Below are 12,640 nucleotides of genomic sequence, written 5' to 3' on the forward strand. Positions count from 1 at the left end.
TTGCTGGGCACGTACCCCATCGTCGCCGCCGAACCGGCCCGCGGCGTCACCCGCTGCTCCGGTTCCGGTGGACGACTCGGGTCGGACCGCGGGCGCGGGCGTCATACCTGGGGAGGACACCGGCCCCGCGGAGGCGCCGCGGCGGCCGCCCGGAAAGGGGAGGGTGAGAGTCCGTGCCGAGCCCCCGTGGAGTGCCTCTGACCGGGCGGTGAAATTCCGTCATTCCGTCCGCGCGGGCTCGCGCGGCCCGGGAGGCTGAGGGCAGGCGCCGACTGGTGGTTTGCCAGCCTGATACACCCTCAGGAGTCAATAAAATAAGACAACATCAGTCCATCTGACCGCTGGCCGGGGGAGGCCTGCCGATAGGCTCAGACCTTCAAACGCGGAGCCCATGGCCTGCCCGGATGGTGGAATGCAGACACGGCGAGCTTAAACCTCGCTGCCCCTCGCGGGCGTACCGGTTCAAGTCCGGTTCCGGGCACTTTCCCTCGGTTCGCCGCCTATCCACCGCTCCGGCCGTCTTTGCGGCAGTGTCTCCTCCGCGTCACCGGGTCTCGCCCTGTTTGATGTCGATCGATCTCGTTTGATCTCGTACGTGCTCGGCCGCTCTCCGACCGCTCGGCGTCGATCCGTGACCGGTCCGGGATGGCAGGGGTCTCCGGCCGGTACCGGACGTGTCGCAGGTTGGTCATGGCGGTCGCCGTCTGTCGCCGGGAATCTCGTGGCCGCGTAGCGTGTTGCGGAACAGGACGAGGGAAAGATCCTTCCCAGGTACGAGGGTCGACCCTTTGCCTTTCCATTACTCTTGAGCCAAGGCCGCGACGCGGCCATGGAGGAGTGCGATGAGGAGCAGAAACCCGGTCTTCTCGCGACGGGGGTTCAGCCGCGACAACGGCTACGCGGGCTTCAACGCCGCGCCGCAGGCCGGGGGCCCCGCAGTCGGCGCCCAGGGCGACCCGTACGCGCAGGGCAATCCGTACGCCCAGCCGAGCGGCGGCCCGTACGCGCAGAACCCCTACGCGCAGAATCCGTACGCGCAGAACCCGTACGCCCAGCAGGACGCGCAGTACGGCGCCCCGCCGCAGGCCCCGGCCGCCGCCGGCCGGATGACGATGGACGACGTCGTCGTGCGCACGGCGTCCACCCTCGGCGTGCTGGTCGTCACGGCCGCGCTCGCCTGGGCGCTGCTGCCGGTGGACGACGCCCACCTCAGCCGCTCCTACGGCATCGGGGTCGGCGCCGCGCTGATCGCGATGGTGCTGGGCTTCGTGCAGTCCTTCAAGCGCAAGGCGTCGCCCGCGCTGATCCTGACCTACGCGGCGTTCGAGGGCGTGTTCCTCGGCGTCGTCTCCAGCGTGGTCGACAACCGCATCGCCAGCGGTGCGGCCATGCAGGCCGTGATCGGCACGATGGCGGTCTTCGCCGCCGTGCTGCTCGCGTACAAGGCGGGCTGGATCCGCGTCAACCACCGGTTCTACGGCTTCGTCATGGCGGCGGCGCTCGGCTTCGTGCTGCTGATGGCGGTGAACATGCTGTTCGCCGTGTTCGGTGGCGGCGACGGCCTCGGATTCCGCAGCGGCGGCCTCGGCATTTTCTTCGGCGTGGTCGGCGTCATCCTCGGCGCCTGCTTCCTCGCCCTGGACTTCAAGCAGGTCGAGGACGGCGTCGCCTACGGCGCCCCGCGCGAGGAGGCGTGGCTCGCGGCCTTCGGCCTCACCCTGACGCTGGTCTGGATCTACATGGAGTTCCTGCGGATCCTCGCGATCCTCAACAGCAACGACTAGCGGCCTTCCGCGACCAGCGGTCTCCCGCGTGACGAAGGGCCCCGGCGCCGTGCCGGGGCCCTTCGCCGTGCCGTCCGCCCCTGCCGCGGGAGGCGTCGTCCGCCCGCCCGTCAGGGCATCAGGGCACGCGCGGTCAGAGCAGCTTGCGCGCGGCCCTTCTCAGGTCGTACTCGTGGATGATCGCCTTGGCGTGGCCGTAGGCGAGGTTGTGCTCGTGGCGGAGCCAACTGAGCTTCTCCTCGAAGCAGAGCGCCGGGCCGTCCTCGACGGTGCGCAGCCAGTCGGCGACCTCACGACCGGTGCACTGGGGGATGCGGGCGAGCAGGTTGCGATGGGTCTCTTCGGAGAAGACTTGGGACATCGGCGCCTCCGGACGCGTTCGACGAAGCCAGTCCTTTCCGTCACCGTGCCTGAGCATCGGTGCGTTGGCAACAGTCCGGCCGCGACGCGTAGTCTCACGGAGTGGTTGACACGACATCACTGACCCGGGCCGTGGATCACTTCGCCGACCGTCTCCGGGCGGCGCCGCAGAGCCGGCTGCAACGGGCGGGCGCCGCCGAGGCGCTGGGACTGGCCAGGGAGCTGTCCCGCCGGGCGCAGCTCCTGGAGGCGCCCTCCGCCGAGCCGCGCGAGATGCCCGACGCCGGGATGTTCGCCGCCGCGGACCAGATCACCGTGGCCGGACACGACCTCGCCCTCGTCCTCGGCAGCGACGCCGAGGTCGAGGAGGCGGTGCGGCTGGTGCAGGAGGCGCTGAAGCGGGCGGGGGTGTGACGGCCCGCCCGGCTACAGCGAGGCGATGACCCGGTCGGCCAGGATGTACACGCTCTCCTCGCCGCAGGAGAAGGTCAGCGTGTACGCGCCGGAGACGCCCGAGCCGCCCAGCAGCACCGGGGACTCGCCCGCGTGCAGGGCGGCGGACAGCCGTTCGGCGGTCTCGCGGTGGCCCGGCGTCATGCACAGGGTGGTGCCGTCGGCGAAGACGTAGACGTCGAGGGTGCCCAGCGGACCCGGGCGGACGTCGGCCAGCTCCACCCGGGACTCGGCCAGCTCCTCCAGCGCGGCGACCGTGCGCTCGTGGTCGCCGACGACCGGGGAGGGGTGCGGGGTGAAGTCCGGGTGCGAGGGGTGGCGGCGCCGGGCCGCGGCGAGTTCGGCCGACTCGCCGGACGGGCCGCCCTGCACGGACTCCCGGCCGGACCGGCCGGACAGCTCCTCGGCGTCGGCCGCGCCGGCCTCGGCCGCGGGCTCCAGGTGGTCGAAGGCCGCGAAGTCACTCTGACGGGGGAGGAACAGCTCGCTGTCGGGCAGCCCGAGCAGCGAGGGCGCGTCGGACGCGTCCCGCGTCTCCTGAGCGGCCCAGAAGGCGCGCGCCTCGGCCAGCTCCCGCTCCCGCTCCTCCGTGAGCGCCTGCACCACGGCGGCGCGTATCTGCTCGGCGTCCGCGTGCGAGCGGGCGGCGGGCAGCAGGGCGCGCGCGGTGACGGCGTGATTCTCGGCGAGCTGGCTCTGCAGGGCCGTGACCTGACGGCGCAGCACGAAGAGGGTGCGCAGGACGGCGACGCCCACGGCGCCGGTGGCGGCGCAGGTGAGCAGCAGGGCGATCGGCATGGCGCTCACTGACGTACTCCTGGGTTCAAGGTCGACCCCCGACTTCCTACATCAGCTTGAAGGGCGAACGATCCTGCTGTCAGTGCGTAACGTCACGAAACGGACAGGAATGCGGCTCAAGCGGCGCGTGAGTCACCCGCAGGAACGCTGCTGACCTGCGAAGATCCCCCCTCGGAGGGAGATGGGTCACACTCTGGGGGAGATTGGATCACAAAACGGCCCGGAATCCACCCGTTTCCTGGATTCCGGGCCGTACGTTCACGCTGGGTGTTATGGCGAGCGCTCGCGGCGCCGGGAGGGGCGGCCGCGCGGGCGGATCAGCTCAGGCGCTCGACGACCATGGCCATGCCCTGGCCGCCGCCGACGCACATGGTCTCCAGGCCGAACTGCTTGTCGTGGAACTGGAGCGAGTTGATCAGGGTGCCGGTGATGCGGGCGCCGGTCATGCCGAAGGGGTGGCCCACGGCGATGGCGCCGCCGTTCACGTTCAGCTTGTCCAGGTCGACGCCGAGGTCCCGGTAGGACGGGATCACCTGGGCGGCGAACGCCTCGTTGATCTCGACGAGGTCGATGTCCTCGATGCCGAGACCGGCGCGGCGCAGCGCCTGCTTGCTGGCCTCGACCGGGCCGAGGCCCATGATCTCCGGGGACAGCCCGGACACGCCGGTGGACACGATCCGGGCGAGCGGGGTCAGGCCCAGCTCCCGGGCCTTGGTGTCGGACATGACGACCAGCGCGGCGGCGCCGTCGTTGAGCGGGCAGCAGTTGGCCGCGGTGACCATGCCGTCCGGGCGGAAGACGGGCTTGAGGCCGGACACGGCGTCCAGCGTGACGCCGGCGCGCGGGCCGTCGTCCGTGCTGACCACCGTGCCGTCCGGGAGGGTCACCGGGGTGATCTCGCGCTCCCAGAAGCCGTTCTTGATCGCCTGCTCGGCGAGGTTCTGCGAGCGGACGCCGAACTCGTCCATGTCCTGCCGGGTGACGCCCTTGACGCGGGCCAGGTTCTCGGCGGTCTGGCCCATGGCGATGTAGGCGTCGGGGACGAGGCCGTCCTCGCGCGGGTCGTGCCAGGTCGTGCCCTCCTGCTGCGCGGTGGCCGCGGTGCGCGCCTCGGCCTCGGCGAAGAAGGGGTTGCGGGTGTCCGGCAGGCTGTCGGAGCTGCCCTTGTCGAAGCGGGAGACCATCTCGACGCCGGCCGAGACGAACACGTCGCCCTCGCCCGCCTTGATGGCGTGCAGGGCCATCCGGGAGGTCTGTAGGGAAGAGGAGCAGTACCGGGTGATCGTGCAGCCCGGCAGGTGGTCCATGCCCATCCGCACGGCGACGATCCGGCCGAGGTTGTTGCCCTGCTCGCCGCCGGGCAGGCCGCAGCCCAGCATCAGGTCGTCGATGTCCCGGGGGTCCAGCTCGGGGATCTTCGCGAGCGCCGCCTGCACGATCGTGGCGGTGAGGTCGTCCGGGCGCAGGTCCTTGAGGGAGCCCTTGCGCGCGCGGCCGATGGGAGAGCGGGCGGTCGAGACGATCACGGCTTCGGGCATCACGGCTCCAGGGACGGTGCGGAGTGGTCAGCGGCTGGTCTGGAAGTTACCCGTCCGTATGGCCTGGGTCACGGGGATCGCGGTGTGACCCTGACCGCAGTTTTCTAAGCGCTTGCTTTGCTGGGTGCGGGTGCGGGTGCGGGTGCGGGTGCGGGTGCGGGTGCGTGGGGGTGCGCGGTGTACGGGGCGTACGGCGGTGCGTGCCCGGGTGCCTGGCCGAACCCCGGGTGCCCGCCCGGACCCGGGCGCACGCGCGGGGCCGCGCACGTCCCGGGGCCGCACCGGCTGCCGACGCGTCGAGCCTGCCCCCGGGTGCTGACGCGTCGGGGCCGTCGGTCCGGCGCCGGCGGCCACGTCGTGCTCAGACGCCGGACGGGCTGGGCGGGGCCGCCGGCTGGGGCTCCGGGACGCGGCGGCGGCGCCGGCGCTTGAGGAGGGCCCACGGGCCGCGAGGCCCGGTGGGCAGGGCGGCGGCCACCTCGGTGCCCGCCTCCGAAGCCGCCTCCGCCGCCGCGCGGGCCACCGGCAGGAACCCCTCCCGGCGGGACGCGTCCGGGCGCTCCTCGTCCGCCGGCCACAGGCCCAGCACCGCGCACATCGTCGGCAGCACCGCCATCGCCGCCGTGGCGTACCCCTCGGCGGAGGGGTGGTAGTTGTCCGGTCCGAACAGCTCCCGCGGGTTGGCCTCGAACTCCGGGCCGAGCAGATCGCCCAGCGACACGGTGCGTCCGCCCTGCTCCACCGTCCCGATCGTCTGCGCCGCCGCCAACTGCCGCGAGGTCCGGCGGGCCAGCCACCGCAGCGGCTGCTGCACCGGCTCGATGGTGCCCAGGTCAGGGCAGGTGCCGACCACCACCTCGGCGCCGGCCGTGCGCAGCCGCCGCACCGCCGCCGTCAGATGGCGCACCGAGAGGGTGGGCGGCATCCGGTGGGTGACGTCGTTCGCGCCGATCATGATCACGCAGACGTCCGGCGCCCCGACCGGGTCGGCGAGCACCAGGGCCACCTGGCGGTCGAGGTCGTCGGAGCGGGCGCCGGTCGCGGCGGCGTTGCGCAGCAGCACCGGGCGCTCGGCCACCGCCGCCAGGCCCGACGCCAGCAGCGCGCCCGGCGTCTGCCCGGCCCGGTGGACGCCCTGCCCGGCGGCCGTGGAGTCGCCGAGCATGGCCAGCCGCAGCGGCGGCTCGCCGGGGGCGCCGTAGCCGCGGCCGTACAGTCCGTCCGCCGACGGCGCCCGGTGGCTGGTCCCGTTGCCCACATGGCGCCTGGCGAGCCGCAGCTCGGCCAGCAGCAGCCCCACGGCGGCGACGCCCGCCAGCCCGATCCCGCCCCCGCCGTACGCGGCGCCGGCCGCGATCCGCCGGGCCACCCGCGCCCTCGACATGCTCGTCATGCCTCGCCGCCACCTCCCGCGTAGCCTCACACCCACTTCCTTGCCCCGCACCGGCAGTCGCTCAATCTCGACGGGGAGTGAACGCCAGCCCCCCGAACGGCGCGAGCCGTAGGCTGGCAGCACCACAAGGACCACTCTTTTGCAGCGACCGGAGACAACGGTGCGATTCCACGACTCGATGATCAGCCTCGTCGGCGACACCCCGCTGGTACGGCTCAACAGCGTCACCAAGGGCATCCAGGCGACCGTGCTGGCCAAGGTCGAGTACTTCAACCCCGGCGGCTCCGTGAAGGACCGCATCGCCCTGCGCATGATCGAGGCGGCCGAGCAGAGCGGGGAGCTTGAGCCGGGCGGCACGATCGTCGAGCCGACCAGCGGCAACACCGGCGTGGGACTGGCGATCGTGGCCCAGCAGAAGGGCTACAAGTGCATCTTCGTCTGCCCGGACAAGGTGTCCACCGACAAGATCAACGTGCTGCGCGCCTACGGCGCCGAAGTGGTGGTGTGCCCGACGGCCGTGGACCCCGAGCACCCGGACTCCTATTACAACGTCTCCGACCGGCTGGTCCGCGAGACGCCCGGCGCGTGGAAGCCGGACCAGTACTCCAACCCGAACAACCCCCTCTCGCACTACCACTCCACCGGCCCTGAGCTGTGGGAGCAGACCGAGGGCAGGATCACCCACTTCGTGGCGGGCGTCGGCACCGGCGGCACCATCTCCGGCACCGGCCGCTATCTCAAGGACGCCAGCGACGGCGGGGTCCAGGTCGTCGGCGCCGACCCGGAGGGCTCGGTGTACTCCGGCGGCTCGGGGCGGCCGTACCTGGTCGAGGGCGTGGGCGAGGACTTCTGGCCGACCGCCTACGACCGGGACGTCGCCGACGAGATCGTGCCGGTCTCCGACAAGGACTCCTTCCAGATGACCCGGCGGCTGGCGAAGGAGGAGGGGCTGCTCGTCGGCGGCTCCTGCGGAATGGCCGTGGTGGCCGCGCTGCGGGTCGCGGAGCGGCTCGGCCCGGACGACGTCGTGGTGGTCCTGCTCCCGGACAGCGGCCGCGGCTACCTCAGCAAGATCTTCAACGACGAGTGGATGGCCGACTACGGCTTCCTGGAGGACGAGGGCCCCAGCGCCCGCGTCGCCGACGTGCTGACGGACAAGGCCGGCGCCATCCCGTCCCTGGTCCACATGCACCCGGACGAGACCGTCGGCGAGGCCATCGAGGTGCTGCGCGAGTACGGCGTCTCGCAGATGCCGATCGTGAAGCTGGGCGCCGGCCACCCGGACGTCATGGCGGCGGAGGTCGTCGGCTCGGTGGTCGAGCGGGAGCTGCTGGACGCGCTGTTCACCCAGCGCGCCTCGCTGGAGGACCCGCTGGAGAAGCACATGTCCCCGCCGCTGCCGCAGGTCGGCTCGGGCGAGCCGGTCGCCGACCTGATGGCGGTGCTCGGCAAGGCGGACGCGGCGATCGTGCTGGTCGAGGGCAAGCCCACCGGCGTGGTCAGCCGACAGGACCTGCTGTCCTTCCTGGCCAAGAACCCCAAGAGCCAGTGACGGCGCGGCCCAGCCCGTGACCCCGGGCGCGGCCTGCCCCGCGGCGCCCGTGCCACCGCACTCGCCGCCGGGTCGGCCGACCCCGAGGTCCCCGTACCGCCTGGGGCGGCCGATCCCGGGCGTCGGGAAAGCGGTACGAGCGCGTCACGTACGCGTAGCACTCGCTCAACACGCGTCCCGGCACAGTGGTGAACGTCGGCCGGGAGGGAGCGGCTCCCCTCCCGGTCATCGGCCTGTGGCACTGCGCCGTCTACGGCGCGAAGCGCCCGCTGGGGCCTGTAGCGCGTGCAGACATGAAGCCGCCCCGATGGCCACTCGACCTTCGCGAGAATGAGAGTGGTCAGGGCGTCATTCGGCGTAGTGCGGCCAATAGGTGAACTTCCGCGCGGTCTGCGCGGTGGCAAGCGTCGGCACCGCGAGGTCTCCGGTGACTAATACATCCTGGTTGGACCAGGAACCGTCGAGTTCCACTCGTCGGCCGCTCGGCTCCATCTCCCAGTCGGCGTCGGAGAGCTTCGTGACGACATCGCTCCCGGTGATGAAGGAGCGGTTGGCCTGAGTGATGATCCACTTGGCGTGTTCGTGCTGCGCGTCTCGCGGTTTGCAGCACTTCTCCGCCATCCGCCACAGCAAGCGCCACTCAATGCCGGGGGTCAGCGGACCCACATAGGCGACCTGATGGTCGTCCACGAGGGTGGTCGCGTAGCCGAAGACGGGCCCGAACATCGAGAAGACGGTTACCCGTCCTCGGCCCTTGGGTCCTTCGGCAGGTGCCATGAAAACTCCCTTTTGCACTTAGAGTCCCGATCCGTGAGGGCCGGACTCTAGCGGGGGCCACTGACAGGGGCCGTCATCAGCAGCAGGGGCCGTCGCCACAGCACGTGGGCTCGTTGCAGCCGGCCTTCGTACCCCACAGGGACTCGTCCGCCTCGAAGCCGTGGGCGCGGATCTTGGACACGACGTCGGCCATCGCTGCCTTGTCCCGGTACCTGCTCTTCGGGGCGTGGTGAATGAACCGGCCGTACCGCGTCTGGCAGAACTCGGCGTATTCCTCGGTGTGGAGCATGAACGTGTGCCAGCCGGGGTCCACGACCTGGGAGGGCGCCATGCCCTCGCCCGTCTGCCCCATCACGTCCAGGAAGGCCAGGGCCTCGTCCATGATCCGCGCGGCCATGCTCCGTTCGTGTCCGTACTCCTCGGCGCAGAAGTCCACCAGGCGCTCGAACAGCTCGGGCGGGACGAGGTCTCGGCCCTGCCGCAGAACGACCGGCCTTTCAGGTGTCACAGTCATGGGTAGTCCCTTCTTGGGTCTGGACCGAAATGCACTTGCCGCCCCACCCGCCGGCCCGATTTGTGATGCCCAAGGGCGGAGGGCGGAGGGCCTGGAGCTCGCCGACCTTCGGCAAATCCCCTGTTGCCACTTCCGGACAGCGGTCACGAATCCCGTGTGCTTCGTCTACGACCGCGGTGATCGTCTCCACGTCGGTGGGCAACGCGCGGCTTCGGCCTCCGACATCTCGCGTCTGTCAGTCACGCTCGCCACCACGCTTCTCCCCCTCGACACCGCCTACGCGGGTTGGGTCCGAAGACGAAAGTAGAGTGACCGGACCCCAACTTCCAAGAAGATTGCGCCAGTTTGCGGCAAGCGGATTGACGGGCTCGAACGGCCCAGCGACCATCTTCTCGTCGCGCAATCCTGCGCAAGACGGCGAACGGGAGACCAGCCATGCAGCTACGGTTCCTCGGGAAGAACTCCACCCCCGGAGACAGCCCCACCCTGTACGCCAGCGACCAGGACAGCTACGTCATCCAAGGCTGGAAGGTGTACGCGAACGATCTGCTCATGCAGCTCGACGTGCCGGAAGGACAGACCGTCATCGAGGTGCCGACCGAGCTGTTCGAGCACCTGACGAAGGACGGCCGCCCCTCCGGAGAAATCAAGAAGTTCACCGCGCCGATCATGCTTGTCACAGAGCAGGGGACATGCGTTCTCCAAGGCCCGGAAATGCATGACCCGGACGCTCTCGGCCAGATGCGCATGCCCGACTACGAGACCTGCATCGAGGTCCCCAAGTCCTCGATCGCGGCCCTACTGGAGGAAGACAGTGGACCTGATCACTCCCGCGCAGCGTGACGAGCTGTTCCACCAGTTCGAGCGGGACGCCTTCCACCTGGAGCTGCGAGACGACTACGGCTCTCCCGTGGAAGACACGCCATACGCCCGGTGGAAGAGGGGCGAGCCGGACGACCACTCCTGGCTCAACGACTGGACGACCCTCATAAGGCGCGTCACGGGCGAAGGCAAGACGGTGCGTCGCGTGCGCGTGGTCACGGAGCCCCACAGTCAGTACGTCACATGGGAACACTCCCTCACGCACCTCAACATCGAGACCGGCGAAGACATTCGCTGGCTTCCACGACACCTGCTCCCTGAAGGCGTCGTCTTCCCTCTGGCGGGCAATGACTGGTGGCTGTACGACGACCGCCTTCTTGCCGTGGGCCACTTCGACCCTGAAGGCCGAGTAATCGGCTCAGAGATCGTGGAACACCCGGCCACCGTGAACGAGTGCGTCCGCCTACGCGACGTGCTCTGGAGCGTCGCCGTCCCGCACACCGAGTACAAGCCCTGACCCATCAGTGAGCAACCGCGCGCAAGAGGCACGAGAGGCGCTGGGCGCCCGGCTCCGAGGATTCCGGAAAGACGCGGGGTTCACGAGCGGCCGGGCATTCGCGCTGGCCACTGGGTGGCAGGAGTCCAAGGTCTCCCGCATCGAGAACGGGAAGCAGAACGCCAGCGAAGGGGACATCCGTCTCTGGTGCAGCAAGACTTGCCGGGACGAACACGTTGAGGACCTGATCGCCACGATTCGGCACATTGACGAACTGTGGCTTGAGTGGCGCCGGCAGTTGGAATCCGGCGCCGAGAAGAGGCAGCGAGCAGCGCTGCCGGTCTATTCGAAGACCAAGGTCTTTCGCATCTGGCACCCCACCGTGATCTGGGGAACGTTGCAGACCTCTGAGTACGCAGAAGAGACGTTCCGGCAAGTACGAGACTTCTATGAGATCCCCGACGACACCGAAGCGGCGACCGCCAAGCGACTTGCGCGACAGCAGTACCTCTACCAGGGCGACCGCATCTTCAACGTGCTGCTTGCCGAGCAGGCCCTCTACACCAACTTCGGCGGCCCGGAGGTGATGAGGGGACAGCTTGACCGCCTCCTGGCCGTCATCAGGCTTCCGCGGCTGAGCCTGGGCATCCTCCCTCGGTCCGCGCCCTCGCGCATTTGGCCTGGTAACTCCTTCTCGATGTTCGACGACAAGCTCGTCTTGGTTGAGACCTACTCGGCAGAGTTCTCGGTGACCCAGCCCCGAGAGATCGAGCTGTACGCCAAGGCATTCGCCCTCCTGAAGCGCTCAGCGGTCTACGGCGCCGCTGCCCGCGACCTCATCCTCGGCGCGATCCAGCACTACGACCACATGCCCGGTCAATAAGGCTCTCCCTCTCGGGGCGGCCCAGCCCGTGGCGTCCGTGCCGCCGGGTCGGCCGACCCCGAGGTTCCCGTACCGCCGGGGGCGGCCGATCCCGGGCGTCGGGAAAGCGGTACGAGCGCGTCACGTACGCGCAGCACCCGCTTAACACGCGTCCGGCACAGTGGTGTGCGTCGGCAGGGAGGGAGCGGCTCCCCTCCCTGGCCGGCGATCGGTACGGCGCCGAGGACTCCGGAGCGGCTCCCGGGCTTCCTGGACGCCAGCGGACGCGCGTGCCCGGTTCTGACCCGGCCCGCGTCCCTCGCGGGGACCGCCGTCGTCCCGCCCCCCACGCGTTGGGGGTGCGGCGGTCCCCGCGCAACCGATCACCGCACCCGGCCCCCGTAGCGCTCGCCGCACCTGGCCCGTAGCGCTCACCACACCCGGCCCGTAGGACTCACCGCACTCGGCCCGTGGGGCTCGCCGCACCCAGCCCGCGGCGCTCACCGTGCTCAGCCCATAGGGCTCACCGCCTCGCTCGGCCGTCCCCCAGGGCTCAGTCCTCCCACGCGTCCTCGTCCCGGTGCGCAGCGCGGCGGCCGCGGGCGAACAGGTCGGGGCGGGTCCGTGACGCCTGGACGGCGTTGACGCCGACGATGCCCGCCCAGGCGATCAGGAGGCCGGGCAGGTGGCCGAGGGCGCCGCCGATCGCGGACAGCGGGACGGCCAGGACCAGCGAGACGATCCCGAAGCCGAAGCGCTCGCCCCAGGAGTCCGTGGCCCTCGGCGCACGGGCGTCGCGGGCCGCGGTCATGTGCTGCTCGGCTAGTTGCCGGCGCACCCGGCGGTCCACGGCGGCGTCGATGCGCCGGTCGACCTTCTCCAGGAACGAGTCCACCAGGGCGGACTCGTACTCCTCGCCCAGCTCCCTGCGGGCCCGCAGGGTGGCGTCGAGTTCCTTCGCCAGTTCGGTGTCCCGCGCCGGTCCCGCGTCCGGCGCGGCCCATCTCGTGTCCTGTCCCGTCATGACGGCCACGCTAGGGAGCCCGGCCGCCCGCCGCACTGGGGTTAGCCCCCTGATTCCGGAGGGGGCGGCCCGCAGACCGCGCCGTGGGGCGCCGGTCGTGCGGCGGGGGCGGGCGGCTCGGCGGCGGACGTCGCGCGGGGTGGGGCGGCGGGGGCCGGGCGGGCCCCGCGGTCGGGGCCGTGACGTCACCGGTTCCGGCCGCCGTGCTCCGGCGCCCGGCGCGGGGCCGGTCGGTTCCCAGGGGTGGCGGGAACCGCGTCCGTTCAC

General features: G+C 70.9%; 13 protein-coding genes and 1 tRNA gene. 7 read left to right on the forward strand and 7 right to left on the reverse strand.

The window, feature by feature from the left end; all coding sequences use genetic code 11:
- The first annotated feature begins 398 nt into the window (after window positions 1–398).
- Both ABZ861_RS25675 and ABZ861_RS25680 read left to right on the forward strand, forming a co-directional pair.
- Window positions 399–481 (forward strand) — tRNA-Leu (locus ABZ861_RS25675).
- A gap of 361 nt (window positions 482–842) precedes the next feature.
- On the forward strand, window positions 843–1,784 hold the full coding sequence (locus tag ABZ861_RS25680; protein WP_361634400.1) for a Bax inhibitor-1/YccA family protein: 942 nt from the start codon (window positions 843–845) through the stop codon (window positions 1,782–1,784).
- Between the two features lie 133 nt (window positions 1,785–1,917).
- On the opposite strand, the gene ABZ861_RS25685 is transcribed toward ABZ861_RS25680, so the two are convergent.
- Window positions 1,918–2,145: a DUF4287 domain-containing protein gene (locus ABZ861_RS25685; protein ID WP_361634403.1), complete on the reverse strand. Its 228-nt coding sequence runs from the start codon at window positions 2,143–2,145 to the stop codon at window positions 1,918–1,920.
- Window positions 2,146–2,246: 101 nt separating this feature from the next.
- On the opposite strand from ABZ861_RS25685, the gene ABZ861_RS25690 reads away from it, so the two are divergent.
- Entirely contained in the window at window positions 2,247–2,558 is a 312-nt protein-coding gene (locus ABZ861_RS25690; protein ID WP_361634406.1) for a hypothetical protein, read from the forward strand.
- A 12-nt stretch (window positions 2,559–2,570) separates the two neighbouring features.
- Here ABZ861_RS25690 and ABZ861_RS25695 read toward each other — a convergent pair whose 3' ends face one another.
- The 3 genes from ABZ861_RS25695 to ABZ861_RS25705 all read right to left on the reverse strand — a co-directional run bounded on the left by ABZ861_RS25695 (window position 2,571) and on the right by ABZ861_RS25705 (window position 6,326).
- Window positions 2,571–3,404: a hypothetical protein gene (locus ABZ861_RS25695; protein WP_361634409.1), complete on the reverse strand. Its 834-nt coding sequence runs from the start codon at window positions 3,402–3,404 to the stop codon at window positions 2,571–2,573.
- 308 nt (window positions 3,405–3,712) lie between these two features.
- Window positions 3,713–4,933 (reverse strand): acetyl-CoA C-acetyltransferase, encoded by a 1,221-nt coding sequence (locus ABZ861_RS25700; RefSeq protein WP_361634411.1) that lies wholly within the window; start codon window positions 4,931–4,933, stop codon window positions 3,713–3,715.
- A 361-nt stretch (window positions 4,934–5,294) separates the two neighbouring features.
- Window positions 5,295–6,326 carry an SGNH/GDSL hydrolase family protein gene (locus ABZ861_RS25705; protein WP_361634414.1) on the reverse strand — a complete coding sequence of 344 codons (1,032 nt, stop codon included), beginning with the start codon at window positions 6,324–6,326 and terminating at the stop codon, window positions 5,295–5,297.
- 160 nt (window positions 6,327–6,486) lie between these two features.
- Here ABZ861_RS25705 and ABZ861_RS25710 point away from each other — a divergent pair, with 160 nt between their 5' ends.
- Window positions 6,487–7,878, forward strand: a complete 1,392-nt coding sequence (locus ABZ861_RS25710) for a cystathionine beta-synthase (RefSeq protein ID WP_361634417.1) — start codon at window positions 6,487–6,489, stop codon at window positions 7,876–7,878.
- Between the two features lie 348 nt (window positions 7,879–8,226).
- Here the strand turns inward: ABZ861_RS25710 and ABZ861_RS25715 are convergent, their stop codons facing one another.
- Both ABZ861_RS25715 and ABZ861_RS25720 read right to left on the reverse strand, forming a co-directional pair.
- Window positions 8,227–8,655 (reverse strand): hypothetical protein, encoded by a 429-nt coding sequence (locus ABZ861_RS25715; protein WP_361634419.1) that lies wholly within the window; start codon window positions 8,653–8,655, stop codon window positions 8,227–8,229.
- A 76-nt stretch (window positions 8,656–8,731) separates the two neighbouring features.
- A complete protein-coding gene (locus tag ABZ861_RS25720) occupies window positions 8,732–9,169 on the reverse strand; it encodes a hypothetical protein (protein WP_361634422.1) in 438 nt (145 codons plus the stop codon).
- A 435-nt stretch (window positions 9,170–9,604) separates the two neighbouring features.
- Between ABZ861_RS25720 and ABZ861_RS25725 the strand changes: the two genes are divergently transcribed.
- From ABZ861_RS25725 to ABZ861_RS25735, 3 genes are read left to right on the forward strand one after another with little or no spacing between them, the layout of a single operon-like run.
- Window positions 9,605–10,012 carry a hypothetical protein gene (locus ABZ861_RS25725; protein WP_361634425.1) on the forward strand — a complete coding sequence of 136 codons (408 nt, stop codon included), beginning with the start codon at window positions 9,605–9,607 and terminating at the stop codon, window positions 10,010–10,012.
- Window positions 9,984–10,508 (forward strand): DUF6879 family protein, encoded by a 525-nt coding sequence (locus ABZ861_RS25730; RefSeq protein WP_361634428.1) that lies wholly within the window; start codon window positions 9,984–9,986, stop codon window positions 10,506–10,508. Before ABZ861_RS25725 ends, ABZ861_RS25730 begins: the two co-directional genes overlap by 29 nt.
- A 7-nt stretch (window positions 10,509–10,515) precedes the next feature.
- Window positions 10,516–11,370 carry a helix-turn-helix transcriptional regulator gene (locus tag ABZ861_RS25735; RefSeq protein ID WP_361634431.1) on the forward strand — a complete coding sequence of 285 codons (855 nt, stop codon included), beginning with the start codon at window positions 10,516–10,518 and terminating at the stop codon, window positions 11,368–11,370.
- Window positions 11,371–11,902: 532 nt separating this feature from the next.
- On the opposite strand, the gene ABZ861_RS25740 is transcribed toward ABZ861_RS25735, so the two are convergent.
- Window positions 11,903–12,373, reverse strand: coding sequence for a hypothetical protein (locus ABZ861_RS25740; RefSeq protein WP_361634434.1), 471 nt, complete (start codon window positions 12,371–12,373; stop codon window positions 11,903–11,905).
- Window positions 12,374–12,640 lie beyond the last annotated feature (267 nt).

Source organism: Streptomyces sp. NPDC046985 (assembly GCF_040644415.1).
Taxonomy (GTDB): Bacteria; Actinomycetota; Actinomycetes; order Streptomycetales; family Streptomycetaceae; genus Streptomyces.